Origin of the sequence: Pectobacterium versatile (assembly GCF_020166435.1) — a bacterium.
GTDB lineage: Bacteria > Pseudomonadota > Gammaproteobacteria > Enterobacterales > Enterobacteriaceae > Pectobacterium > Pectobacterium versatile.
The window spans coordinates 1-26,057 of the sequence record NZ_JAINZP010000001.1 but is presented as its reverse complement, the minus strand read 5'-3'; the positions used below and the strand labels follow the sequence as shown (position 1 = coordinate 26,057).

Sequence of the window (26,057 nt, the reverse complement as noted above, 5' to 3'; positions counted from 1 at the left end):
GAAATTGGGGTTAATCGTATCAGGATTTTGCGTTCAGTTGGGCCGGGCTGACTTGCCAGTGCAGAACACCATGACAGGATTCCACGTCCACTTTCACGCAGGCAATAGCAGAGGTAGCGAACATCGGCGCGGTTTCATTCTGGCATAATTCGGCAACCAGATAGCCCACCAGCGGCAGATGCGAAATAACCAGAACCGCCCCCACGCCTTCTCTCGCCAGAGTTTGCAGGTAATAGCTGACAAGCTGGGCATCGCCGCCAGGCGTCAGCTCATTCAGGCAATCCGCTTCTTCCGGCAATGGCAACGCGTTTTTCACCACGTCAAGCGTTTGCTGGGCGCGTAAATAAGGACTCACCAGAACACGCTCAATATCGATGTTTTGCTCGTTCAACCAACACGCCATCTGACGAGATTCATCACGACCGCCGTCGCTCAATGGCCGGACAGCGTCGCTCGCTGCATCAAGTACTGCATCACCATGACGCATTATCAACACTTGCATATTACACCGCTATGTTAATGAAATATATGGCATATCCTTCATACTTCATGCCGCATACACGCTGGCTTTTCTGCCATTCAAGTTATGTAGGGTATCAACCGTTTTATTACTGTAGGTTACCTGAGTTTCTCACGTTGATAAACTCACCAGGCACTCGGTTTCGGTAGGTGACACGCCCCGATCCCATTGACTCGTAGTAATTCCATGATAAATAAAAGGTTTAAAGGAGGACAACAGAATGTGTTTCCTCAAGCATATATAACCATGAATTTAGGGTGAAGATCATAGTCACTGCAAAAAATCAATTACTTGGAATAAAAAACTAATTAAATTAAAAAAACAGCCCAAAATACTAGTTATTATGATTTTAACAGAAAATCAAACTATTTTAACATATATCAATTTTACAATATTGTTAAACACACACTCTACTTCTATCTTTATTTTAAATAGTGTTTTTTTGTTCTTCATTTTATATAAACAAGATAATCATACGGAATATAGCGTCATATAATAAAATTAGATTGCTCTTCTATTTATGGACAATTATGCAGCTCAGGATAAAACTCGAAGAATCTTTCTTTTATTTTTATATGCTCGAAATTACTCATCACCACGGAAGAGAAAATTAGCAACACGTTTCCTTTATAGCGTTACTTTTACCATACGGAAAGTACTGAAAGTATTAACGATATATATTTCAGCAGTGTGGCATTTTTGTGTCAGTGGTTCGTACCATCAGGAAAGAGGATAATCCCTCTGTATTTTCCCGATCGGTTAACCCATTCCATATAAATATCCGTACTGACTAAAACGACTCGTTATGACTTCTTTTGTAATAGTTACTCGTAATGAGCAGTTTTCATGGAAATCAATGTACTTTCGTGAAGACACTTTCGATAAAAATAAGTGAGATGCATATAAAGGAATCGTTATGAATTCTAAGCATATAACATTACCTATTCTGGCTACACTATTCACCACATTTGGCCTCTCCACCACCGCCAATAGCGTGACGATTACTGGTCAAATTCCCGTATCTCTGACCATTAATGCGGCCTGTACGGTCAACAACGGGGGAGGCGCGGGCACCCAATGGGGAACCATCGATTTTGGCCCTCATTCAGACCTGACGGAAAATATTGACAGCCAGGTTAGCAGCACTGGGGGCAGCGGAATTACGGTCAGTTGCTCTGTTGGCACACCTGCAACATTAAAGATAGGTGCTGGTGCAAACGCCACGGCTTCGCTACGCAGGCTTGCTCCGAGTACAGGAACCTACAACGTACCTTATCGCCTATACAGTGATTCAACCCGCTCGACAGAAATTCCGCTCGCTAGCGCCACTGGCATTGCCATTGTTGCAACCGGCAACCCACAGCTGATTCCGATTTATGCGCGTATCCAACCATCAGACCAGACCGTGCTCGCCCCCACCGCAGGAGCTTATACCGACACCGTCGCTGCAACGATCGAGTGGTGATTTTTTACAGGCCGACATGCCCGCCTGTCGGCCTTTTTAGGGTCACTGATCCACAAGGAAAGGAGCCGTTATGTCACTACATCTCATACGCGATGACGTACTTACTACCTGCGCTCCGCCGTCCCACTCGGCTCTGTGCGCCTCCCGTGTTACCAGCCAAACCACGTAACTGCTGGTATTGCGATGCGTATCCCGTCGATATTATTTTTATCAGTTCTGCTGCACAGCGCCATCGTCCCTACGGTAGCGATGGCGCTCACCGTGAGCAGTACATTCGATGTCACGGCAACGATACAAAAAGGCTGTGTTTTTGGCACCAGCACGGCAAGCAGCCAGCCCAACATGGGTACGCTGAATTTTGGGACACGCAGCGCCACGGCGACCAACGTGGATATCGCCAGCACCAGCGGCGGTGGGTCAATTATCGCGACCTGTACGCCAGGCATCAGCGCCGTTATTGAACTGAGCTACGGCACTAATGGCGGTGACAGCACACAACGTTATCTGAAAAATGCAGCAGGAACGCGCCTGTTGGCTTATCAACTCTACCGCGATGCGGCACGCACACAGGTATGGGGAACGGGAGGTCTGGCACTCAACATCGCCTCTTTTCCGGCCACACCCCAGACCTACACCGTTTATGCCCGCTATTTTGGCGGCACGCCTCTGCCTCCCCCAGGGGTTTATACCGATAACGTGACCGTCAGCCTGACTTATTAAAAACAAAACAGGGTGAACACAGGATGAAAAGGAAAATGACGTTTTTTATTCGGGCAATGGTTTTTTTATTAAGCAGTTTCGCCTCGTATTGCTTTGCCGCCAGCTCTATTCTTGTTTGGCCTATCTATCAGGTTATTGAGTCAGATGAGAGCAGCTCGGCGCTGTGGCTGGAAAACAAGGGTAATGCGCCCGTCGGCTTGCAAATCCGCATCATGTCGTGGAAGCAGATCGATTTTCAGGATCGTTATGCTGAACAAAGTAACGTGATTGCCACACCGCCGTTCATGACGCTGGAACCGGGTAAACGCAATATGGTGCGCCTGATTCGCGTCAACCCCGCGTCTGCCAATACCGAGCAGGCTTATCGCATCATCGTTGATGAAATTGCCGCTCCCAACCAGCAAAACTCACCACAGATGGGTCTGCAATTCCAGATGCGCTATCTGCTGCCGTTGTTCCTTGATGGTGCAGGCGTCTGGACGCATATTCGCCCAGGTAAACAACGTGCCAACGCAGAACCAACTCTACCCGTGCTGAGTTGGCGAATCGGCGCAATTGGGGGGAAAAACTACCTTTATGTTCGCAACCATGGTGTGGTACATGCCCGTCTGAGTAACGTCTATTGGTCAGCCGACCAAAGCGGGAAAGGAAGCCGGATAAAGGTAACCGACGGCTTTTTAGGCTATGTGCTACCGGGGCAGGAGATGCGCTGGCCGCTGCCCGCAGGCGAATCAACACCAGGTACGGCGATGCAGCTCTTCACCAACCTGATCGATATCACCGATCCCATTTTGATAAAACGCGAATGATGGTTCGGTTAACGGCAGAGTCGTGTCTATTGGCTGTAAAGCTATGGTGAAGCCAGGTATGAAGCGCAAAACAGCTGTCTTCCCCCTGCTCATGTATGCTCCATTTGTGCTGTTTTATTCTGCGACGATTTTTGCGGAAGACTATACCGATCTTCCCGCCCCGCCCAGCGCCATGCCCTCACTCAGTGAATCCGTTTACTATTTAACGCTTTCCGTTAACGGACAGAGCGATAACACGATCGTCCCTGTCATGTATCGTGCAGGGAATTATTATGTCGATGCGGCAACGCTGCGTTCGAATCACATCCGTCTACCGGACCAAAGCACAGGGCTCGTCAATGTCAGCGAACTACCAGAAGTCACCGCCGATTACGATCAGACCATCCAGCAGCTAAAGCTCACCGTACCCACGCTCTGGCTACCAGAGCAATCCGTTGAAGGCGGAGGGCAAGATATGGCACGCTTCCCCGCTCGCAGCAGCCCCGGTGTGTTGTTCAACTACAACCTTTATTACACCTCACCTCGCAGCAACTCGGATTCGCTCAGTAGTTGGATGGAGCAGCGCGTTTTCAGCCCCTACGGCACCTTATCCAATACGGGGATCTACTATTTCACGTCGGGCAGCAATACCACGCAGCAAGATGGCTATCAGCGTTTCGATACCTATTGGCGCTACAACGATACTGACCGCATGATCACCTATCAGGCCGGCGACCTGATTAGCAATTCTCTAACGTGGAGCAACTCGGTGCGTATGGGCGGCCTGCGCATCGCCCGCAATTTCGGCCTTCGCCCAGATATCGTCACCTACCCGATGTTGCAATACACCGGTACCGCAGCCGTCCCCAGCACGCTGGATCTGTTTATCAACGGCTATAAAGCGAACAGTACCAGCCTGAACGCAGGCCCTTTCACCCTCACGAATACACCTTACCTGAACGGCGCAGGGGAAGCGACCGTCATTACCACTGATGCCCAAGGGCGGCAAGTTTCCACCACGATCCCCTTTTACGTCTCCAATTCATTGCTGAGAGAGGGATTAAGCGACTTCGATTTGTCCGTTGGTGTTTTGCGCCAGGACTATGGCATACAGAATAACGCCTACACTGACGATCCTGCCATCAGCGGCATCTATCGCTATGGGTTAACCAATAAACTGACGGTATCAGCACATAGCGAAGCGGTACAGGATCTTTATCTGCTCGGCGCAGGGGCGGATTTTACTCTTGGCCGCTGGGGTACGCTGAGTTCGTCCTACAGTCAGAGCGAAAAAGAAGCTACCGGGCACCAATATACCGCGGGCTACTCCTACTACACCTCCGCGTTTGGCCTGAGCTTTCAGCACGCCAAACGCAGTGAGGAATACCGCGATTTAACCGCCGTCATCACGGATGGCCACCTCAGCCGAGAAAGCTATCAGGCAACGGTCAGCAGCCAAATCTTCGGTGAAGGCAATGGCTCGTTCGGCGTGGGTTATTTCGATATCCGCGCGTACGATTCAACCCGTACCCGCCTGCTGAACCTCTCTTTCAGCCGACAGGTCTGGCAAGGTAGCTCTATTTACCTCGCTTTTAACAAAGCACTGGGAGAAAACGGCTACAGCGCCCAGCTCCAGTTCGTCATGCCTTTTGGTAAAAACGGCAGCATCAATGCCGGAGTCCAACGCGACAGCAATGGCGATTATTCACCGCGTGTAGGGGTGAACCGTACCGCGCCAACAGAAGGCGGATTTAGTTGGAACGCCTCGTATGGCGCGGGCAGAACCCCCTATCATCAAGGCTCGCTGAACTGGCGCGGCCCTTACGCCACACTTTCTGGCGGGGTGTATGGCAATGAAGGGAATACGACACAGTGGGGCGAGATGAGTGGTTCGCTGATCTACATGAACGGAGGGATTTTCCCCAGTAACCGCATCAATGACGCTTTTATTGTTGTCGATACCGAAGGATACCCCGATGTCCCAGTAAAATATGAAAATCAACCGGTGGGAAAAACCAACAAACGTGGCCATTTACTCGTACCGTGGGTCGTGTCCAATTACCCTGCGAAGCTGGAAATCGATACGTTACAACTGCCAGCCAACGTCACCACCCCACAGGTGGAATCACGTGTGTCGGTAAAAGAAGGCAGCGGCACCGTCGTGACGTTCCCTGTTCATATCGTGCGGTCTGCCAACGTTATGCTGCGCAATACGGACGGTAACCCGCTTACCATCGGCACCTGGATAACAGACGAAGCCAGCGGCAACACGACCATCAGCGGCTATGATGGCCTGGCCTATTTCGCCAATCTGGGAACATCGACTCGCTTACGCTTTAAACAAGAAGATGGACGGCTTTGCCGGGTGGAATTTTCACTGCCGGAGTCACAGACCATGATGGCAACCATCGGCCCGCTTACCTGCCAGACTGACCCAAAAGGATAACACGATGCTGACCCCGATAACGCCGATCCCGCGCCTCTTCGCCACCAGCCGGCGGTCAGCCCGTTGGCTACATCTGCCCTTCCTGCTGGCGGCGCTGTATTACACACCTTTTAGCTACGCTGCCTGTACCACTCCCCCCAGCAACACCACGCTGGGACCTTACGCCTCTTCCGTCGTCGGCGTTAATGGCACGCCGCAGATTGTGGCATCGGGAAGTGGGTTTCGCTGTACGGGAAGTATATTGAGTTTGGCCAGTACCAATACCATTACCGCCACCATACAGAGTGACAGCAACCCTAGCGGTACCACCATGAGGATGCGCAGAGGGACAAGTTCAGATTACGTCCCCTACAACCTGTGTATGGATTCTGGCTGCGGCACGCTCTATAACATCAACTCGACCTATACCTGGAGCCGGACCACCTTTCTGGACATACTCGGTCTGTTCAATTCCACTGACGGCACAATGCCGATCTATATCCGCACCAGTACAGGCAACAACGTTTCCGCTGGCACCTATACCGATACAGTGACCATCAAATGGGATTATCGACTTTGTTCAGTGGGCTTATTAGGTGCTTGCATTTACGAAGAAGGCTCAACCACCTCAACCCTCAATATCACCATGACTATCACCAATGATTGCCAGATCACCAGTGCACCGAATGTCAGTTTTGGAATTGCAGCGTTTCCCGCCGATTTCGCGGCGGTCAACAGTAGCCTCGGCGTTCGCTGTACGTTGCTGGGGGCGTATACCGTCAAGCTGGTCAGCACCCACCCCGACGATGCCAACTGGCGCAGAATGACGGCCACCGTTGGCAGTGCGCCCTACTATTTGCAATATCAGCTCTATCGTACTGGGAACATCGCCTGGACAGAGACTAACGATTACAGCGGAACGGGTACGGGGATTACGCAGAGTATCCCGTACACCGCCCGCATTAACGCCAGTCAGGCCAGCAAGCCAGAGGGCGCGTATAAAGATACCGTCACGATTAACGTCACGATCAACTAGTGCTAAGGTCTTCATCGGTTGGCGGATAAAACGTCCGCCGACCTTCCCGCATCGCGAGCAGACGTTCACAGGGTGCGAACCGATCGCCATACTGTTGTTGCAATACCAGCAGCGTTTTCACTACCGTTTCCATCCCCAGACGATCCATGTAGTGGAACGGGCCTCCGAGGAAAGGCGGAAAGCCAATGCCAAATACCGCGCCGATATCACCGTCACGAGCGCATTGAATCACACCTTCATCCAGACAGCGCGCCGCCTCATTCAACATCATCATCACAGCACGCTGGCTGATTAACGCAGGGTCAATATGGGCCTTCGGCGTCACATCCAGCAGCGGATAAATCGCGCTATCCACCTCTTTCCCCGTGTGCCAGAAACAGCGCGTTTTATTGTATCGATAGAACCCTTTCCCATTCTTACGCCCTTTGCGCCCATCTCTCAGGATCGCATCAAACGCGGGTGGAGAGGAAAAGCGGTTGCCCAGTTCTTCACTCAGCACCGGCACAATTTTGGTCGCCACATCAATGCCGACCTCATCAAGCAATGCAAGCGGACCGACAGGGAAGCCAAAACGCACCAGCGCATAGTCAATCGATTCGATCGGTTCCCCTTCCAGCAGGCAATAAGCGGCTTCGTTGATATAGGGCGCTAATATGCGATTCACATAAAAACCGGCGCTGTCGCCCACGACGATCGCGGTTTTCCCCTGCTTTCTCGCCAGAGCAACCGTCGTTGCGACCGTCTCTGCGCTGGTGTGAGCGTGAGGGATAACTTCAACCAGCGGCATTTTGTCCACTGGGCTAAAGTAGTGCAGACCCACAACCTGTTGCGGACGGCGTGCACCCTCTGCGATCTGGTGGATCGGCAGCGATGAGGTATTCGATGCGAAAATCGTGTGCGGTGCAGCGTGCTCTTCAATCTCCGCGACCATTTGCCGCTTCAGCGCCAAATCTTCGAAGACTGCTTCAATGACGATATCCGCATGTTCGAAACCGCGGTAGTCCGTACTGCCGGAAATTAACGTCATCAACCGCTGGCGCTCTGTCGGCTTCATTCGTTTGCTCTGGACACGCTTGGTCAGCAATTCCCAGTTGTACTTCAACGCATGATTAATGCCCTGCTCATTGATATCTTTAATGCGCACCGGCACCTGCCCGCGCGTCGCCGTCACGCTGGCGATCCCTCCGCCCATCAACCCACCGCCAAGAATACCGACGCGATGAATTGGCTTAGCATCAGCCGCCGCCCCAGAGGTTTTCTTTAATGCATTCGAGGCAAAGAACAGGTGACGCAGCGCCGCAGATTCTGGCGTCATCACCAGCTTGCCGAACGCTCTCGCCTCGTGCCGATAGCCTTCTTCTTGGCCTTTTTCCATACCTTGACGCATCACCTGCATAATCTTTTCAGTGGCAGGATAATTGCCGTGTGTTTTCGCGCGAGTCTTGCGTTTCACTATTTTGAAAAGCAGGCGCCGAATACCCGGACTGCCCAGAAAACGCGAACGCCAGCCCAGCGGCACCGCTTTGCGTTTTCCTTTTTTGAGAATCCCGACCGCCGTCTCCAGCAGGATATCGTGCGGGACGGCCTCATCAACCAGTCCCTGTCGTAATGCCTGACTCGCACGGAGGTGGCGACCGGTCAGAATAAGATCCAGCGCGCTATCCAGACCAATTAACCGTGGCAAACGCTGCGTTCCGCCCGAACCGGGGAGAAGGCCAAGTTGCACTTCGGGTAGCCCCAGCACCGTTTTTTCATCCAGCGAGCAGACGCGATAGTCGCAGGCCAATGCCAGCTCCAGCCCACCGCCCAGACAGGCACCGTGGATCGCGGCCACCACGGGAAACGGCAGCGCGGCAACCTGATCAAACGTTTTCTGCCCTTGCTTCGCCAGATTTTCTGCCTGTTCAGCGCTGCTGCACTGGTTCAACATGGTGATATCCGCACCGGCGATAAACGAATCAGGCTTGGAGGAAATAAAAATCAGCCCTCTGAGCGTCGCATGCTGTCGCGCCTGCTCGAAGACCGAGAGAATTTGTTCTGCAAATTCGCGCTTTAGCGTGTTCACCTTCTCGCCGGGGACATCAATACAAATAACACCGATATTGTCCGGCCGAATGGTAAGGGAAAAGGCAGACGGGCTTTCCGTTGCAGATGATGTTGTTTCCATTGCAGACGATGTTGTTTCCATTGCAGACGATGTTGTCACGGAGAAAGGCTGTTTATCGTTCATGGCGTCACCTCCAGTACCATTGCTGCACCCAGCCCGCCAGCCGCGCAGGCGGTGGTTAATCCCAACCCGCCGCCGCGACGACGCAGCTCATTCAGCGTTTGGGTAATCATCCTCGCCCCAGTGGCAGCAAAGGGGTGTCCATAGGCAATAGATCCCCCTAACACATTGAACTTGTCGCGATCCACCTCGCCTAGCGCAGCGTTTCTACCCAGTTGATTCCGTGCGAATTCATCGCTGGCAAACAGTTTGAGATTTGCCAACGTTTGGGCGGCAAAGGCTTCATGCATATCAATGAGCGTTAGATCGGCCAGCGTCACACCGGCCCTTGCCAACGCCAGCGGGGAGGCATAAGCCGGCCCCAGCAACATATCACGCTGCACGCCGATGGCGCTGAATGCATAGCTGCGCAGGTAGCCAAGCGGCGTGAGCCCCAGACTTTTGGCCTTAGACTCACTCATCATCAATACCGCCGCCGCACCATCCGTCAGCGGCGTACTGTTCGCCGCCGTGACCGTACCGTGTCGGCGATCGAACGCTGGGCGTAAGCGGGAATATTGATCCAGTGCGGAATCATGACGCACATTGTTATCTTCGCTCAGCGCCTTGTCATAAGGTGGGACGTAAGCCGTCATGACTTCATCGCGCAGCACGCCGGATTCCCAGGCCTGAGCCGCCAGCTTGTGCGAGCGGTGCGCCAGTTCATCCTGCTCTTCACGCGTGATACCGTAGGTTTTTGCCATCTGTTCGGCGGTATCACCCATGCGCAGCCCGGTGGAATACTCCGCCACGGCGGGTGCAACCGGCAGCAAATCTTTCGGGCGCAGGCTACTTAACAGTTTCAATTTCTGCCCCAGCGTCCGAGCCTTGTTCATATCCACCAGCGTTCTCGCTAGGGCTTTGCTGACACCAATCGGCAACACAGAAGAGGAATCTGCCCCGCCAGCAATGCCAACTTCCACCGTCCCCGCCATAATGCTTTCCGCCACGTTGGCGACCGCCTGAAAGCTGGTGGCGCAGGCGCGCGACACGCTGTAGGCATCGGTATGCACACTCATGCCTGTGCCGAGCACGATCTCTCTGGCAATATTTGGCGCTTCAGGCATTTGGACCACCTGTCCGAACACCAATAGTTCGATCAGCTTAGGATCGATACCCGTCCGTACCAGTAATTCACTGGTGACGAATTTCCCTAACTCGATGGCAGGCACGCCATGATAGGCCGTTGCCTGCCGGGCAAATGGGGTGCGTAATCCGCTCACGATCGCAATGCGATCGCCACGACGGGTTGTCAGAGGTAATACCTCGCTCATAAACGCTCCTGTTAACCGAAAATATTCCCGTTAACTAAAAATAAAGTATGCACACAACAGGTCAGACCTGATTTCATTGTTAACCAGATAGTTACATTACGCAAAGCAGCGCAACATAAAAGTGTGAGGAGTATGCGATTGTCAGCTAGGAGGGCACACGGGATCGCCGCTGAAACGGTGATTTCAGCAGCAATCCGTTATCTATTGCCGTCAGGAAGGAGAATGAGTGCGAAGGAAGTCCGCTTTCACACTTTCCAGCAGAGAAGGGTCAGTCAATAGGCGGTAGCCCGAGAGCGCCAGTGCCTGTGCTGCCACCAGCAACGCACGATCACCCTGTGGGGAAACGGCAGCTTCACGAAACTCAGGCGTATGGCCAATAAGATCGTCAGGACCAATTTTAATGTAGCAATGGCTAACGGGGATGACGTGGCTGGCATTACCGGCATCCGTTGAGCCGAGACCACGACGCGGCTGATCAGAAAGCCCTTCACCCAGCGCCACCAGTTCCTCTCCGACGATAGTGTCCAATGGTCGGTTGATAATCAAATCCTTAACGGGATTCTGGAATCGCTCAACGTTCAGCGTACTACCCGTCGCCAGCGCAGCCCCTTCCGCCACCGCCCGTACTCTTTCACTGACGGCCTGCGCCCGTTGCCAGGTTGAAGCGCGAATATAAAACCGTGCGGCCGCATACTCGGGAATAATATTCGGCGCCTCTCCGCCGTGGGTAATAATGCCATGAATGCGCGTATCACCCGGTAACTGCTGTCGTAGCGCGTTGATGCCGGTAAAGAGTTGAATCACCGCATCCAGCGCGTTAATCCCCTCTTCCGGCGAGGCCGACGCGTGGGCCGCTCGACCGGTAAAATGGAAATCCAGCGGATCGACCGCCAGACTAGCGGAAGTCAGCTGTGTTTTACCTGAACCGTGGATCATGAACGCGGCATCAATGCCATCAAACACGCCAGCATCAGCAAAGCTTCCTTTGGCGCTGCCGTTGGCACCGCCCTCTTCTGCCGGTGTGCCAAATACCCATACCTCTCCGCCGGTTTGCTCCACAACGTGGGACAGCGCAATGGCCGCCGCCACGCTGCTGGTACCGATCAGGTTATGGCCGCAGGCATGCCCCAACTCCGGCAGCGCATCATATTCGGCCAGATAGCCAATCCGTGGCCCGCTGTTTGCCTGTCCTTTGCGCGCGACGAAGCCCGTTTCATGCCCAGCGACATCCCGCGTTACGGTAAAACCCGCGTCACGCAGCAGATCAGTAAGGGTTTCAGCGGCAAAATACTCCTGATTGCCCAGCTCCGGCCGGGCATGGATCTGGTGGCTGACCTGTAGATATCGCTGCGCGGCCTGTTCAACATGGGACCGAATGATGCCGCGATGATGGGGGATTAATTCACTCATTTTGCGCCTCCTGACGTCATCGTTGCGCTAGCTGGCATGGTTAAGCAATCTGGCTTCAGCAAATTGGATTTAAGCGAAAGGCTCACTGTTTTCTCAAATCGTCTTCCAGTTGTTTGAGCTTGTCCTGCAAATCTTTGGCTGGCAGATCCACCACAACCGCAACGCCTTTCGTATCCTCTTTCACCGCAGCGATCACATCAGGTTGGTGATACAACGCCACAATCCGCTGATAGACCGGGTTGTCTTTATCCTTTTCACGGGCGGCAAACACGTTCACGTAAGGCAACGCAGACGGTGCGGTAGGATCGTCCTGAAACAGGATTTTATCGGCAGGTAAACCAGCATCGACCGCCACGCCCTGATTGACCACCGAAGCGGCCACATCCGCCAGCACGCGCGGCGTCTGCTGTGCGACTACCGGTAGAATTTTCAGTTTGCGCGGGTTTTCGATAATATCGTCAGGCGTCGCGTGCAAGCCCGCGCCGTCCTTTAACTTCAATAAGCCAGAGGATTGCAGCACATTGAGCGCACGTCCCTGATTGGAAGGATCGTTTGGCAAGGCAATCTGCGCCCCCTGCGGGATATCCGCTAGAGCACGATACTTCTCCGAATACAGCGCCATCGGCACAATTTGTGTCGCGCCGATCGGCACAATCGTCAGTTGGTTATTCACGTTGAACTGGCTGAGGAAAGCCAGATGTTGAAACGCATTAAGATCGACATCGCCGCTGGCCAACGCTTTATTCGGCAATGCATAATCCGAAAAGCTGATGAGTTTGATGTTGATGTTTTCCGCTTTCGCTTTTTGCGCCAGTACCTTCCAATACGCGTCTTCGCTTCCGGCCACGCCGATTGTCACGTCCACCGGTTTTTGTGCTGCACCCGCCTGCAAGGAGAGCGTCAAAAGCGCCCCCAATACCATCTTTTGCCATTTCATTGTTCGCTCCTTAAATGAATACCGTTTTGAATATCGCGCACCTGACACGCCGTTCTAGCGCCGCATGATGCGACGAGAGAAATAGTTGCCCGCATGCTGTGCCAGTTGAACCAACACAATCAGAATGACCACCGTGACCACCATGACGGAGGTGTTAAACCGGTTGTAGCCGTAGGTCATCGCCAGATTTCCCAATCCGCCGCCGCCAACCATTCCGGCAACGGCAGAGAAATCGACCAGCGCCACGGTAATAAATGTCAGCCCCATAATCAGCGGGCCCAAAGCTTCCCGAATCAGCACGCCAGTAATGATTTGCAAAGGCGTGGCTCCCAATGCGCGGGCAGCTTCAATCATGCCGGGGTCGACCGACATCAGGTTGTTTTCCACCACCCTCGCAATCGCACAGGCGGCAACCAGAATCATGGGGAAAATGGCGGCGGCAATACCGATGGTGGTGCCCACAACCATGCGCGTCATCGGACTGACCGCGACCAGAAAAATAATGAAGGGAACGGGGCGCACGATGTTGATCAGCAGATTCAGCAACACAAACAGCACGCGATTCTCAAACAAGCCACCTGCGCGGCTCAGAAACAGCAGCAGGCCCAAGCCAATACCCAGCACGCTGGCGAACAACAGGGTCACCAGCACCATTGCCAGCGTTTCGCCTGTGGCAACCAGCAGCGTCTGCCAGAATGTCGTCCAATCAACCTTCATCGCTCACCTCCCTGACTTTTACCGTTTGCGCCAGTGTTTCCAGCGCGGCAGCAATGCTGTCCGGCGGGCCAATAAATTCCACAATAAGGCTACCGAACAGTGCCCCCTGCAACTCGCTGATGTTGCCGTAAATAATGTTGTAATCGATAAGCGGATGCAGGCGTGCCGTCTGTGACAGCAGCGGCACGCTGGTTGAACCATCATGAAAAATGAGCTGGTATAACGCGCCAGAATGACGTGATTGCAGCGTTTGTAATAACCGAGGAGGAAGACGATCGTTAAAAATAGAACGCACAAAGTTGCGCGTGGTTTTATGCTCGGGGCGAGTGAAGATATCGACCACGCGGCCCTGTTCGATGACGCGGCCTTGCTCCATAACGGCGACACGGTGGCAAATGCGACGGATCACATTCATCTCATGCGTAATCAACAAGATGGTGATGTTATATTGCCGATTGATACTCTCCAGCAGTTGAAGAATATCCTCCGTGGTTTCGGGATCCAGCGCCGAGGTGGCCTCGTCGCAGATCAGAATATCCGGTGAGCTGACCAGCGCTCTGGCAATGCCAACGCGCTGCTTTTGTCCCCCAGAAAGCTGTTCGGGATAGTGATCCTTCTTATCTTCCAGACCGACAAAGCGCAGCACTTCATCAACACGTTGCTGTATCTGCTGGCGATCCATTCGAGCCAAACGCAGCGGCCAGGCGACATTGCCCGCCACCGTTCGCGACTGAAATAAATTGAACGTTTGAAAGACCATGCCGATACGCCGCCGGAGTTGGCGCAACCCTTCTGCGGAAAGCGCGGTAATATCCTGCTGGTTAACCGTCACTTTTCCTTCCGTTGGTTGTTCCAGCAAATTAACCAGACGCAACAGCGTGCTTTTCCCCGCCCCGCTGAACCCGATGATGCCGAATATCTCCCCTTTATCGATATCCAGCGTGACATCTTTCACCGCATAAAGCGTTTTACCCTGTGTCGTAAACGATTTACTAACGTGCTCAAAACTGATCAAAACAGGACTCTACTTGATGTAAAAAATAATACTGAAATTAAATAGAATCACAGAGTTATCTACCAGAAACAAAAAATGCTATCCAATTGCGATTGTTAGCTAAAGACGTGGCAGAAGGGGAAAGAAAGGATGAATTTCAGCGCAACACGTTATCGTGTTGGACAACATCAATTCAGCATGAAAGGGAGAAGAGAGAAACAGCAGGGAGAAGCAAAAAAAGGTCTGGCAGACTAGGCGATAAGGCCATGCCTGCCAGAGGAATACTTAACGCAGGCCGAGCTGGAAAATCATCGTTTCGGCCTGGCAGCTGAATGTGAAATCAATATCCAGTTTCACGCCGCCGTCTACGTCTTCCAGCGTGCTGGTGATTTCGCAAGGGTCAGACTCTACCGCACGCGCTTTTTCCGTCAGCGCGGCCAGTGCCGCTTCCGCCTCAGAACGACCGCCGAAAACATTGCTGTAAGACGCCGTGCAATCCGTGTTATCCATGATTGTGCCGACATCGACACAGCAGCAGGCTGCGGTTTCTTCAGCACTGCATTTGTTGATTACGTTCGTCATGCTACTTTCCTCTTCAGACGCGGGAGATTTGATCCAGTTCAAATATTTTTATCTTCCTTATATTTTACTCCCTCATCCTGAAGCAGTGCTAGCACTTCATGCTGACCAGTAATTTTAGTGATATCAATCACATTATGGTGTTATGCGGCAGTAAAATTGAGTCACATCTCTTCACACAAATTAACCAAAACGTTAAGTAGATCTAAATTTTGCATCATTATAGAAATATTTCGAATACACAAAAGCAACATTATCGTATTCCCAACTTATACTTTGGCAACTGGTCTGATTTGTCAGGCTGAGTGCGCCCCCTACAATGCGCGTCCCTTGTTACCTCGTGTAACAACGTTAAATAACAAGCATATAAAGAGGTTTTGGTCATGAACCAGAAAAACCTGTTCAAAAAATCCACAATTGCTGTTGCGGTGGCCCTGTTTTCAGCAAATGTGTCCGCAGCTGGTTTCCAGCTAAATGAATACTCATCATCTGGTCTGGGACGTGCGTTTTCTGGTGAAGGTGCCGTCGCTGATAATGCGACCTCCGGTAGCCGTAACCCTGCGACCATGACCATGTTTGACCGCCCGTCCTTCTCCGGTGGTGTTACCTATATCAACCCAGATATTGATGTTCAGGGAAAAAACTCCCTGACTGGGCAAGATACCAGCGCCAAAAATATTGCGCCGCACGCCTGGGTGCCGAACCTACACTTCATCATGCCGCTGAATGAGCAGTGGGCGGTTGGCGCTTCTGCCACCACCAACTATGGCTTAGCAACGGAATTCAATGATAACTATGCCGCAGGTTCTATCGGCGGCCAGACCGACCTGTTGACATCAAACCTGAATCTGAGCGCCGCCTATCGCCTGAACCAGCATTTCAGCTTTGGTTTAGGGGTTAACGCCGTTTATGCTGATGCAAAAATTGTGCGTCATCTCGGCGATCTCAGCCCGGCACTGCCACGCACCACAGAAATTGCACGTTTGGAAGGTAAAGAGTGGGGCTACGGCTGGAACGCCGGCATCCTGTACGAAATCGATGAAAACAACCGCGTCGGCCTGACCTATCGTTCCAAAGTCGACATTGACTTTAACGGTGACTACAGTAACCAACTGCCCGCTGGGCAAGGAGCCCTCAATGGCGCGACAATCCCTGGCAAGCTGACTCTGAATCTGCCAGAAATGTGGGAAGCGTCTGCCTACCACCGCGTGGCACCGAAGTGGGCGGTTCACTACAGCTTAACCTACACCAGTTGGAGCCAGTTTCAGGAGCTGAAAGCAACGGGGAACAGTGGTAACACATTGTTCCAGAAAGAAGAACACTTCCGTGATGCTTACCGTATCGCACTCGGTACCACCTATTATCATGACGATAACTGGACGTTCCGTAGCGGTATCGCGTTTGATGACAGCCCGGTACCTGCCGATAGACGTTCTATCTCGATCCCCGATCAGGATCGTTTCTGGTTGAGCGCAGGCACCACCTATGCCTTCAATAAAGACGCATCAGTTGATGTTGGTGTGTCCTACATGCATGGTAAGAGCGTTAATATCAGCGAACGTGCACCTGGCGCCTTCAGTGCTGTTCAATATGACTTTACCTCTAAAGGTAAAGCCTGGCTGTACGGCGTGAACTTTAACTATGCGTTCTAAATAAAGTACGCGTTCTACTCTCTACTACTCAGAACGTGATAAAGCAGGTAAGTCAACTTACCTGCTTTTTTATTGCCCTAATACAACAAGGCAAAGCACCTCAAAAGACCCGTGTCAGCCTCAAGATGCAACTATTGGTTATCACTGAATTTTTTAATTTTAAAAACTTCCCAAGGGCCTGGAGGAGTATATTGGCCATTTACAACCCCAGCACCATTAGGATTGAATTTGTCTATATTTGATCCATCCAAACGTAAATAAACATCCGGAAACTGCACTGATCTAATAGTAAAGTTTTCTTCACTATTTTTTTCTATATAAAATCTATCCCAAGGGCCGGGAGGAGTATATTGGCAATTAACAATCCCAGATCCTGAATAAATATTTTCGTTTACATTATTTCCATCCAGACGTAAATAAACATTAGGAAACGCTAAGGAACGTATTCGGCTAATATTATTTTCATCCGTTTCAATTGAAAATTTCTCATACTCTCCAGGAGGCCCATACTGTGCATTAACGGTGCCGAATCCTGCAGAATTTTGTTGGTTACTTCCCGAACCATCTATTCGTAAAAATACATTTTCGAAGTTCACAGATTCAATAGTGAAATATTCTTTACTCTGTTCAATGCGCTGTAATGTTACATTTGATGCAATAAATGCCAGTGCATTATCAACAAAATCATTTAGGAAAATTAATGGTAATTTTTTAGGTGCTATTTTGGCAGCATTACTTGATATCCACGGATAAGTTGCTTTATCAAAACTTAATTTTGTTGACATTAACACGGAAGAGGCATCGCTAAGGGCGAAAAGCCCAGAAGCGATATATGCTGGCCAATTAATTGCATTAGTCGCCGTATCCTGAAGCTGAAGAACGGTATAAGCATCCCCTGCTGGGGGCGTTGGTTTGATGCGTTTTAGCGCCTTAATAACATTATCAGGGTTTAATGTGCTGTAATCAGCATCGCTGTATGAGTCATATTTTGGTGCTACATTCCAGTCTGCAATTTGGTTTAGAAAGATTAATCTTTTGTTTTCAGCAATGAGGTTCTCGTAACTGGCACCTAGATCTGATGCATTTCCTATCTTTATAATATTTTTGAATCTACGATTTACTGTTGATACGATGGATTCTAACTCTTCCTGTTTTGGCTCTATTATTGCGTCAATGAAACCCTGTCTGTTCAAGCTGACCACAACAATCTCAGTTGGATGGTTTTCAAGCCACGCCAATACATCAGTCAGGAAAAAAGTCAGGGAGTATCCCGGTATAAATGAATGTATATGGTAAATTTCAGGTGCTACAGAGTTGAATGGAGAGGGGAGTTTTCCTGGTCTGAAATCAAAATAACGACATCCTAAATCTAGCTGGGTAGTGATATTATCTTTTTGAGTAACAGATAATCCTATTAATGCTCGCCTAATTTTGGGTAGCCCTAAAGCCACTAAAATTGGAACCGTAACGCCTAAAAAAGGCGCCAAAAAACCTAGAAATGCAGTTAATAAAGCACTGTTATTAAGTATTTTATCCAAGGCTTTTAAATCGAAAGAGCCTGCATCATGAGAACCCGCCAACGCAAAATTGTAAAATGGTGATGATTTAAAACTTGGATTTTTTTCTGCGGCTCTCCCCATCCAATTATTCATATTAACTGTCAGATACACATAAGTCTGATCCCTATTAGTTAAGCCAGAAGAACCAGAACCTGCATCGTAGAAACCATAAGATATTGCAGACGTTCTATTTATTATTGAAGGCGTTTTCATCATGTCTTCAAAGTCTCCACTCATATTGCCAGTGAGACCATTTATTTCAGCTTTGCGACGATGGGGAGGCGCACTGCCAATAACCCAAGAAAACGATCCTGTCACATGGAAAGGTAAATCTGTATTGACTTCAAGTTGATTAAATTGAAACAAATCGTTTGCAAAAAATTCTTTTCTAAAATCAGGATTTTTACTTCCTGCATCATATTTTAATCCTAATACACCAAGACCAAGACCATTAACATAAACACCAAAATCCACACCTTTACTTGGCATAATCGCTATCCTTAAAGAATATAATAATGTTGGTTTTTGAGAAGATAAAACACTACCCCAAAAAGAGGTAATTTAAGTTTTAGAGCCATTTTCAAAAAAAAGCAACAGACAAAATTTATTTTTTTAATGTTAAAAAAATGTGTGGTGGTGAATGAATAATTCTGGATACAGGCAGGTTTTGGCTATGAGATAGCCTAAGCCACATAATCCACTGGCTGGAAGTCATGTAATACATCACTTATTTCGAAAAATTAGACAGAGCGTTACTATATCTAACGGATTGATAAAATTTATTTTTCCTTATCGTAGTCCGACGAGTTACGATTCTTGAGTCGGCATGAAAAAAGGCCGCTTACGCGGCCTTACATTGTGTGCTCCGGTTAATACCGATTACTCAGGCTTAACCTCAATATAATCCAGGCCCAGCGTGCTGCTGGTGTAGCTGCGGATTTTATTGGTCATTTCAATATTACCGTCCAGCTTTTGACCATAAGACGGAACAATCTCTTTCAGCTTGCTCTGCCACTCTGGTGTCGCCACTTTATCTTTAAACACTTTTTCCAGCAGGCTCAGCATAATCGGCGCGGCGGTAGACGCGCCCGGAGAGGCACCCAGCAGCGCGGCAATTGAGCCATCTTGTGAACTGACGATCTCCGTACCCAGCTTCAGCACACCGCCTTTATCTTCATCTTTTTTGATAATTTGAACACGCTGTCCGGCAATCGCCAGTCTCCAGTCTTCTTTCTTGGCGTTCGGGAAATATTCCTGCAACGACGCAAAACGGTCATCGTCATCCATCATGACCTGACTGACCAGGTATTTCACCAGATCGAAATTATCCAGACCGACATGCGTCATCGGCATCACGTTGGAGAAAGTCACAGAACCGATCAGATCCCACAGCGAACCGTTTTTCAGGAACTTGCTGGAGAAGGTGGCAAATGGCCCGAACAGCAGGACTGGCTTACCGTCAAAAATACGGGTGTCCAGATGTGGAACGGACATCGGTGGTGCACCTACAGAAGCTTTACCGTACACTTTTGCCATATGGCGCTTCACGATTTCCGGGTTTTCTGTCACCAGGAATTCGCCGCCAACTGGGAAGCCACCGTACAGATCGGCCTCAGGAATACCGGATTTCTGCAACAGTTGCAGTGCCGCCCCACCCGCACCGATAAAGACGAATTTCGCCTTAATCACGCTCTCTTTTTCGCCGTTCTTCAGATCGGCGTAAGTCACGCTCCAAGTGTTGTCCGCATTACGTTTGATATCACGCACTTCTGAATTCAGGTGCAGCGCAAAGTTGGGCTTGGCTTTCATCGCGCTAACTAGCTGACGCGTGATTTCACCGTAGTTCACGTCAGTACCGATAGGCATACGGGTTCCGGCAATCTTCTGAGCCGGATCGCGACCTTCCATCACCAGCGGAACCCATTCTTTGATCGTATTAGGATCATCAGAGAACTCCATGCCACGGTACAGCGTGCTGTGCTGCATCGCATCATAGCGGTGTTTCAGGAAAGCGGTGTTCTCATCCCCCCAGACAAAGCTGATGTGCGGCACACTGTTAATGAAAGAATGCGGATTATTCAGCACGCCATTCTTCACCTGATAGGACCAAAACTGGCGCGAGATTTCAAAGGCTTCGGTAATTTCTAGCGCTTTGCTGATATTGATGGGGCCGTCGGGATTATCCGGCGTGTAGTTAAGTTCCATGAAGGCCGAATGACCCGTACCGGCGTTATTCCAGCCGTTAGAGCTCTCTTCCGCCACGTTATCCATACGCTCAACCATATCGATAGACCAGTCTGGTTGCAGCTCCTGTAAATACACGCCCAGCGTAGCGCTCATAATGCCCCCGCCGATCAGTACCACATCCGTTGTCTTCTCTGTCGTTTTAGCCTCTTCAGCCATCGCCAGTGGGGCAACCACCACGCTTAGGCAAAAGAACATAGCAAGTAATTTTTTCATGCTTAATCTCTATTTTTATCAATGCAGGTAAATAGAATTCCAGACATTCATTAACACACGGACACACCACCATGAGTGAAAGGCACCATTCTTATGACCTTTTTGTTAATCACCTTGCTAACAAAAAAATCAGCGTGCTGATGCATTTCAGCCACGATAGCTAGCCGTATCGGTTAACGACATAACATTATTGTTATCTGGCAGGAGGAAATAAATTTTAGTAAGTAAATAAATGAATGAACAACAATGTCATAACTTTTAAGAAACAAACCACAGAATCATTATGGTTAAAATCAGTTTAGCAGTGTTTTGTAAAAGCAAAAGGCACCCAGAGCAGGTGCCTTTGAAATGAGCGATAATGTGCAAAGCTATTCAGCTGAATCGATCTCGTCGAGCGAATCTTCAATCGCTGCAGCATTTGGGTTCTTCTGCGGGGTGATTTGCCCATCACTGGCGAGGAAATCATGACGCTGGAAATAGGCTTCACGCATCATCAGGTAAGGATCGGAAGAATTACGCAGCAAACCGTCGGAATCCAACAACTGTGCTCGCGTTTCCAACCCTTCGATAGCCCACTTGCCTGCGGACATCCAGAACGTCAGATAGCTCAGCATCGGGTACAGCGTATCCACTACACCACCGCCGTCCTCACGGGGTGTCACGCTACCGTAGCCCGGTACTACCACATAAGGTCCGTATCCAACGCCATAATTACCCAGCGTGCTACCAAAGCGGCGAGACTCTTCTTTCACCAGTTTAGGATTAGCCATTGATGCCACATCAATCAGACCGCCCATCCCGAGCAAGGTATTCAGGAAGAAGCGGTTAAAGTGAATCATCGCTTTATACGGTTTACCTTCAATGAAGTAGTTCACCATTGTCGCCGGCTCTTCCAGATTACTGAAGAAGTTCCCCAGTCCATTACGCGCAGGCGTCGGCACATAATCGCGCCAGGCAACAGCCGCTGGACGAACCAGATAAGGATCCAGTACGTCATAGTTAAAGCTGAACATAGTACGGTTAAAGCCTTCAAGCGGATCAGAACGTCCTTCTTGAGCTCGATCCCCGGAACTGGCGCAGCCGATGAGTAACACGCTGGCAAACACCACCCCACTCAGGCGGTAATTCATATCTGTTCTCCCTGATTTATAGTGTGCTATACCCGTCATACTTCACGTTGCATGTGTGTTGGTTACGATACTCGGTACACTTGCGTGTACCTCGCCCCGTTGGGGCCGCTGCAAGCAGCGTTCAAACCTGCCGCTGGCAGGTTTGTCACTCACCCGAATCACTTACTTGGGTAAGCTCATCGGGATTCCTTCACTTACCGCGTTACGAGGCGCATAAATGAGCCTCGCCCTACGGGCCAACGCTTTGCGTTGTTCAAAACACTAACGTTTTGTCCTGCAACGCGAATTATTTAGGGTACATACCCGCGACCGAAAATGAATATTCTCAGTATCAACTCCAGCCTATCAGGCTGAGCGACAAGGACGGGATATCGGCCAACAGTGTAGCATTTTATTGCTCTATCGCTACGTTGGCTTGCGCATTACTGCATTTTCAGAGGTTTGCCATTTTTCTTATAGGGACAACACGCGCTCCCGCGTGGATAACAGCACGGTATTTCATTATCCCTCTCACAGCACAGCTGTGCCAGCCTAAATCAGTGAACCACGCGCCCTCATCCCATGTCGTAAAAACGGCTACGCTTATCATCGGAGTGCAATCGCATTATTGTGGCCATTGAAGCAGTTCACCGCACGTAAAACGCCAAAAGCTGCGTAAAAACGAGGAAAAGGGCCCCCGTAAAACATCAATTGTCGATATATTGAGCAAACGCGCCGTTAAGTGCTTATTCTCAGAGCAAAAATGCGTATAATGGCTGTGCTTTACGTCCCCGTAGTTAAACGGATATAACAAGCCCCTCCTAAGGGCTAGTTACTGGTTCGATTCCAGTCGGGGACACCATAACCCTCTCTTACACGCTCTCTAATAGTCTAAAAAATCCTTTAAAAACAACAAATACAGTCAGAGCATAGTCTTAACTGATACCATAAAATCTTGTAGAAGCTATACACAGATGCGTATAAAATCGTGTATACATTCAGTTCGATCTTTTTCTTATACATATGCTGCTAACCGATCTCAAAATTAAAAAGGCGAAAACCCAGGACAAGCCCTACACACTTAACGACAGCAGCGGCTTATCTTTGCTGATTGATCCAAAAGGCTGGCGCTTCCGCTATCGGTTTGCCAATAAACCTAAGCTCATATCGTTTGGTACTTACGATACCGTATCCCTGGCTGAAGCTCGTAAAAAATGTGATGAAGCCCGATCTATGTTGGCCAATGGCATTAACCCCAGCGACGCACGCAGAGCCGATAAGCTCTCTTTGTTGTTCTCTACGGAAAACACCTTTGAAACCGTAGCGAGAGAATGGCACACGTCAAAACTCACTACCTGGTCGGGAGGGTACGCCAAAGAAGTTATACACTATCTGGAAAAATAAATTTTCCCGTTCCTGGGTAAACGTCCGATAGACCAGATCACGCTGCTTGAACTCTTAGCCGTTCTGCAAAAGATCGAAAAACGCGGGGCATTAGAGCAAGCCAGCAAAACCCGCCGCCGCTGTGGTGAAGTATTCCGTTACGCGGTTGTCACGGGACGCGCTATGTATAACCCTGCGCCGGATCTGGCCAACGCCATGAACAAGCCAAAGAACAATCACTTTCCGTTCCTCACCGAAAGCGAACTACCCGATTTTGTTCAGGCGCTCAATAATTATAAAGGAAGCCAGATCACCAAATATGCCACTCAGCTTTTAATGCTGACCGGAGTTAGAACCCTTGAATTACGCGCGGCTGAATGGGTCGAATTCGGTTTAGATAATGCACTGTGGGAAATACCCAAAGAACAGATGAAGAAACGTCGTCCGCATTTGGTGCCGCTATCCACGCAGGCGATTGCTATTCTGAAAGAACGGAAAGTGCTTACGGGATATTATCAACCGGTTTTCCTTGGTCGAAATGACACTGTAGTCCCCCTGAATTTAGTCTTACCACTTAATAGCGTTCTCTGGTTAAAATACAACCAACGGAGACTCATTATGAAGAAAGCGCGTTTCACTGAACTCAGATCCTGCGGGTTTTGAAAGAGGTTGAAGGTGGGCGGCATGTGAAGGATGTCTGCCGCGAAAACAGTGTGTCGGAAGCCAGCTATTACAACTGGAAAGCCAAATATGGTGGCATGGTGTCCTCCGATATTAAGCGAATGAAAGAGCTGGAAGAAGAGAATCGCCGATTAAAGCAAATGTACGCATCCCTCAGCTTAGATCATAAAATTCTTAAGGATGTTGTTTCAAAAAAACTTTAACGGTGCCTGAGAAGCGTGAGCTGGTGCGTTACGTTATGAAGGAACATCAGGCCAGTGAACGACGCGGGTGCCGGATTATCGGTATCAGTCGAAGTCTGTTGCATTATTGCCCGAACACGGCACGAGATCTGCCTGTAGTCGAGGCGCTACATAACAACCCGTGAGTGGACTTCAGCGGCGATATGCCTTCTCTGCACGACAAGCTGGCCTGACGGCCGACTCTTCAAAATCATATCAGAGCTACCTGCAAAAGGCACCGGCTGTTATCGGCACCTGCGGGCGGCTTACTGGCATTTGTCAGAAAAGTATAACCAGAGAATCTATGATGAAGCCTGCAACTGATATGACAACATAGCGTCCTTCCCGTTTCCGTTCCTTACCGGTTATCGCGCTATTTGCGTGCTCACCGCTGCTGACGCATGCGAAAGACGGAGGATACCTGAATCATGAATCTGTGCCGCAGAAGGGCGACTTATACGCCGGACATTTTCTGAAAAAAGAGGATGCCCAGTCGCGTATCGTGAATCGTGAATCGTGAATCGTGAATCGTGAATCGTGAATCTCAACGATTACAGCAACAACACCTGGATAACGCTGGAAGGCAATATCATCAGCCAGGCCAGTGAGAAGGACTATGTGTTCCGTGATACCACTGGGAGCATTCCGATTGTCGTTAAAGACAGCGCGTGGCATGGCCATGAGGTGGACGCCATTGAAGTCGTGCGTATTCACGGATTTCTGACGCGCGAGAACGGCAAGCCGGTGATGTATGTCAGCGACCTGTCGCTTCCTTAACCCTGATCCGAACGGGACATGCCCGCAGCAATTACGGGCATATCCTGAAACTGTCTCATGCGAAAACTGCCTGCCAGGTCAGGGGCATCCGGATCGCATTCACCACTGAAAATAAATTATTAAATTACTTTACCTTTATTTCAGTAAACATTTCTTTCGCGGAAAATACGGTCAGTTAATTCATTTTTATAGCCTGTGCAGACTGTCCGGAGGATATATGGCACACCTTAAATACCACCTGTTGCTGGTTTTCAGCACCATCATTATCGCGGGTTCGTTTATTTCGGCGCAGGCACTCTCTGCAGACGTTGCGCCAGCTTCGCTTGCGCTGATGCGCTTTTGCCTAGCGGCACTGGTTTTGGCACCTTTTATCCTTTTTAACGCAGGCAGGCGCCGGACCTTTATCCGCATCCTGCCTAAAGGATTAATCATCAGTTTCTTCTACGCCACCTTTTTTATGATTATGTTTAAGGCGCTGAAAATGACCACCACGCTCAACACCGGCACGCTTTATACCCTGGTGCCATTTCTGACCGCCGTGGTCAGTATTTTCCTCTTCAGGGATAAAATCTGGGCTGGCACGCTCCTGGTTTACCTCATCAGTACCATTGGTACAGTATGGGTGATCAGCCGAGGGGATATTGATGTTCTCCTGCACCTGCAGCTTAACCAGGGTGATGCAGTCTTCCTGATTGGGTGCCTTTCTATGGTGGGATTCTCGGTGTCGATGAAGCTGCTCTATAAAGGCGAGGAGATGCTGGTCTTTGTATTCACAACGCTAGTTTCTGGCGCGGCATGGATGGGTGGTGCACTGATACTTTCCGGTGAAGTCCCTGATTACTCAGGCATGGATTTTGAGCAGTTTCTGCATATGGGTTACCTTGCCGTTTTTGCCACGCTGCTGACCTCTTGGATTATGCAGATTGCGACCGTGAAGCTGAGCCCGCGCCAGGTTTCCGCTTATATCTACCTGAACCCGGTCTTTGTGGCCTTCTGGTGTGGTCTAGCAATATTGGACACTCATTAAGGTTTTTTACGCTGCATGCTTTTCTTTTGCATGCGGCGTCTGACCATTATTGAAGCC

19 protein-coding genes, 1 tRNA gene and 2 pseudogenes are annotated in these 26,057 nt (G+C 50.0%); 11 read left to right on the top strand and 11 right to left on the bottom strand.

The annotated features are described in order from the left end of the window. Positions 1–19: 19 nt before the first annotated feature. Positions 20–502 (bottom strand): phosphohistidine phosphatase SixA, encoded by a 483-nt coding sequence (sixA, locus tag K7X24_RS00110; RefSeq protein ID WP_224552177.1) that lies wholly within the window; start codon positions 500–502, stop codon positions 20–22. A gap of 934 nt (positions 503–1,436) precedes the next feature. Here sixA and K7X24_RS00105 point away from each other — a divergent pair. From K7X24_RS00105 to K7X24_RS00085, 5 genes are all read left to right on the top strand, one after another. After that, a complete protein-coding gene (locus K7X24_RS00105) occupies positions 1,437–1,985 on the top strand; it encodes a spore coat U domain-containing protein (RefSeq protein WP_224552176.1) in 549 nt (182 codons plus the stop codon). A gap of 183 nt (positions 1,986–2,168) precedes the next feature. Next, entirely contained in the window at positions 2,169–2,705 is a 537-nt protein-coding gene (locus K7X24_RS00100; protein ID WP_224552174.1) for a spore coat U domain-containing protein, read from the top strand. 35 nt (positions 2,706–2,740) lie between these two features. Next, the gene (locus K7X24_RS00095) at positions 2,741–3,514 is read left to right on the top strand and encodes a molecular chaperone (protein WP_224552172.1); all 774 of its coding nucleotides are present in this window, start codon (positions 2,741–2,743) and stop codon (positions 3,512–3,514) included. Between the two features lie 58 nt (positions 3,515–3,572). Then, positions 3,573–5,939, top strand: coding sequence for a fimbria/pilus outer membrane usher protein (locus K7X24_RS00090; RefSeq protein ID WP_224552170.1), 2,367 nt, complete (start codon positions 3,573–3,575; stop codon positions 5,937–5,939). Positions 5,940–5,943: 4 nt separating this feature from the next. Beyond that, entirely contained in the window at positions 5,944–6,954 is a 1,011-nt protein-coding gene (locus K7X24_RS00085; protein ID WP_224552168.1) for a spore coat U domain-containing protein, read from the top strand. Here the strand turns inward: K7X24_RS00085 and fadJ are convergent. The 7 genes from fadJ to K7X24_RS00050 form a co-directional block, all read right to left on the bottom strand. Beyond that, positions 6,947–9,184 (bottom strand): fatty acid oxidation complex subunit alpha FadJ, encoded by a 2,238-nt coding sequence (gene fadJ, locus K7X24_RS00080; RefSeq protein ID WP_411961306.1) that lies wholly within the window; start codon positions 9,182–9,184, stop codon positions 6,947–6,949. The genes K7X24_RS00085 and fadJ overlap by 8 nt on opposite strands. Further along, positions 9,181–10,494: an acetyl-CoA C-acyltransferase FadI gene (gene fadI, locus K7X24_RS00075; protein ID WP_224552165.1), complete on the bottom strand. Its 1,314-nt coding sequence runs from the start codon at positions 10,492–10,494 to the stop codon at positions 9,181–9,183. The genes fadJ and fadI overlap by 4 nt, the downstream gene beginning before the upstream one ends. A 210-nt stretch (positions 10,495–10,704) precedes the next feature. Beyond that, positions 10,705–11,904: a M20 family metallopeptidase gene (locus tag K7X24_RS00070; protein ID WP_224552163.1), complete on the bottom strand. Its 1,200-nt coding sequence runs from the start codon at positions 11,902–11,904 to the stop codon at positions 10,705–10,707. 82 nt (positions 11,905–11,986) lie between these two features. Next, the gene (locus tag K7X24_RS00065) at positions 11,987–12,841 is read right to left on the bottom strand and encodes a MetQ/NlpA family ABC transporter substrate-binding protein (protein ID WP_039491483.1); all 855 of its coding nucleotides are present in this window, start codon (positions 12,839–12,841) and stop codon (positions 11,987–11,989) included. 54 nt (positions 12,842–12,895) lie between these two features. Then, positions 12,896–13,558: a methionine ABC transporter permease gene (locus K7X24_RS00060; RefSeq protein WP_039491480.1), complete on the bottom strand. Its 663-nt coding sequence runs from the start codon at positions 13,556–13,558 to the stop codon at positions 12,896–12,898. Continuing rightward, positions 13,548–14,573 carry a methionine ABC transporter ATP-binding protein gene (locus K7X24_RS00055; protein WP_224552161.1) on the bottom strand — a complete coding sequence of 342 codons (1,026 nt, stop codon included), beginning with the start codon at positions 14,571–14,573 and terminating at the stop codon, positions 13,548–13,550. Before K7X24_RS00055 ends, K7X24_RS00060 begins: the two co-directional genes overlap by 11 nt. A gap of 264 nt (positions 14,574–14,837) precedes the next feature. Further along, positions 14,838–15,134: a YfcZ/YiiS family protein gene (locus tag K7X24_RS00050; RefSeq protein ID WP_010298581.1), complete on the bottom strand. Its 297-nt coding sequence runs from the start codon at positions 15,132–15,134 to the stop codon at positions 14,838–14,840. Between the two features lie 380 nt (positions 15,135–15,514). On the opposite strand from K7X24_RS00050, the gene fadL reads away from it, so the two are divergent. Beyond that, the gene (gene fadL, locus K7X24_RS00045; protein WP_224552158.1) at positions 15,515–16,783 is read left to right on the top strand and encodes a long-chain fatty acid transporter FadL; all 1,269 of its coding nucleotides are present in this window, start codon (positions 15,515–15,517) and stop codon (positions 16,781–16,783) included. A 131-nt stretch (positions 16,784–16,914) separates the two neighbouring features. Here fadL and K7X24_RS00040 read toward each other — a convergent pair whose 3' ends face one another. The 3 genes from K7X24_RS00040 to mlaA form a co-directional block, all read right to left on the bottom strand. Then, positions 16,915–18,831 carry a hypothetical protein gene (locus K7X24_RS00040; RefSeq protein WP_224552157.1) on the bottom strand — a complete coding sequence of 639 codons (1,917 nt, stop codon included), beginning with the start codon at positions 18,829–18,831 and terminating at the stop codon, positions 16,915–16,917. Positions 18,832–19,221: 390 nt separating this feature from the next. Beyond that, complete coding sequence (gene mqo, locus K7X24_RS00035; RefSeq protein WP_224552155.1) at positions 19,222–20,802, bottom strand: malate dehydrogenase (quinone); 1,581 nt, start codon at positions 20,800–20,802, stop codon at positions 19,222–19,224. Between the two features lie 368 nt (positions 20,803–21,170). Continuing rightward, the gene (mlaA, locus tag K7X24_RS00030) at positions 21,171–21,932 is read right to left on the bottom strand and encodes a phospholipid-binding lipoprotein MlaA (protein WP_224552153.1); all 762 of its coding nucleotides are present in this window, start codon (positions 21,930–21,932) and stop codon (positions 21,171–21,173) included. Positions 21,933–22,698: 766 nt separating this feature from the next. Between mlaA and K7X24_RS00025 the strand changes: the two genes are divergently transcribed. From K7X24_RS00025 to K7X24_RS00005, 5 genes and pseudogenes are all read left to right on the top strand, one after another. After that, a tRNA-Arg gene (locus K7X24_RS00025) sits at positions 22,699–22,773 on the top strand. 161 nt (positions 22,774–22,934) lie between these two features. Beyond that, positions 22,935–23,855 (top strand): annotated as a pseudogene (locus tag K7X24_RS00020) (tyrosine-type recombinase/integrase); the annotation flags it as partial. A gap of 57 nt (positions 23,856–23,912) precedes the next feature. Further along, positions 23,913–24,327, top strand: a pseudogene (locus tag K7X24_RS00015) (transposase); the annotation flags it as partial. 406 nt (positions 24,328–24,733) lie between these two features. Further along, positions 24,734–24,973 (top strand): YgiW/YdeI family stress tolerance OB fold protein, encoded by a 240-nt coding sequence (locus tag K7X24_RS00010; protein WP_224552151.1) that lies wholly within the window; start codon positions 24,734–24,736, stop codon positions 24,971–24,973. 217 nt (positions 24,974–25,190) lie between these two features. Beyond that, a complete protein-coding gene (locus tag K7X24_RS00005) occupies positions 25,191–26,000 on the top strand; it encodes a DMT family transporter (protein ID WP_224552149.1) in 810 nt (269 codons plus the stop codon). The last annotated feature ends 57 nt before the right edge of the window (positions 26,001–26,057 follow it).

Bases quoted from the DNA above. Each gene is read 5' to 3' on its own strand.
- sixA (WP_224552177.1), bottom strand. From the start codon at position 502: ATGCAAGTGTTGATAATGCGTCATGGTGATGCAGTACTTGATGCAGCG.
- K7X24_RS00105 (WP_224552176.1), top strand. From the start codon at position 1,437: ATGAATTCTAAGCATATAACATTACCTATTCTGGCTACACTATTCACC.
- K7X24_RS00100 (WP_224552174.1), top strand. From the start codon at position 2,169: ATGCGTATCCCGTCGATATTATTTTTATCAGTTCTGCTGCACAGCGCC.
- K7X24_RS00095 (WP_224552172.1), top strand. From the start codon at position 2,741: ATGACGTTTTTTATTCGGGCAATGGTTTTTTTATTAAGCAGTTTCGCC.
- K7X24_RS00090 (WP_224552170.1), top strand. From the start codon at position 3,573: ATGAAGCGCAAAACAGCTGTCTTCCCCCTGCTCATGTATGCTCCATTT.
- K7X24_RS00085 (WP_224552168.1), top strand. From the start codon at position 5,944: ATGCTGACCCCGATAACGCCGATCCCGCGCCTCTTCGCCACCAGCCGG.
- fadJ (WP_411961306.1), bottom strand. From the start codon at position 9,184: ATGAACGATAAACAGCCTTTCTCCGTGACAACATCGTCTGCAATGGAA.
- fadI (WP_224552165.1), bottom strand. From the start codon at position 10,494: ATGAGCGAGGTATTACCTCTGACAACCCGTCGTGGCGATCGCATTGCG.
- K7X24_RS00070 (WP_224552163.1), bottom strand. From the start codon at position 11,904: ATGAGTGAATTAATCCCCCATCATCGCGGCATCATTCGGTCCCATGTT.
- K7X24_RS00065 (WP_039491483.1), bottom strand. From the start codon at position 12,841: ATGAAATGGCAAAAGATGGTATTGGGGGCGCTTTTGACGCTCTCCTTG.
- K7X24_RS00060 (WP_039491480.1), bottom strand. From the start codon at position 13,558: ATGAAGGTTGATTGGACGACATTCTGGCAGACGCTGCTGGTTGCCACA.
- K7X24_RS00050 (WP_010298581.1), bottom strand. From the start codon at position 15,134: ATGACGAACGTAATCAACAAATGCAGTGCTGAAGAAACCGCAGCCTGC.
- fadL (WP_224552158.1), top strand. From the start codon at position 15,515: ATGAACCAGAAAAACCTGTTCAAAAAATCCACAATTGCTGTTGCGGTG.
- K7X24_RS00040 (WP_224552157.1), bottom strand. From the start codon at position 18,831: ATGCCAAGTAAAGGTGTGGATTTTGGTGTTTATGTTAATGGTCTTGGT.
- mqo (WP_224552155.1), bottom strand. From the start codon at position 20,802: ATGAAAAAATTACTTGCTATGTTCTTTTGCCTAAGCGTGGTGGTTGCC.
- mlaA (WP_224552153.1), bottom strand. From the start codon at position 21,932: ATGAATTACCGCCTGAGTGGGGTGGTGTTTGCCAGCGTGTTACTCATC.
- K7X24_RS00005 (WP_224552149.1), top strand. From the start codon at position 25,191: ATGGCACACCTTAAATACCACCTGTTGCTGGTTTTCAGCACCATCATT.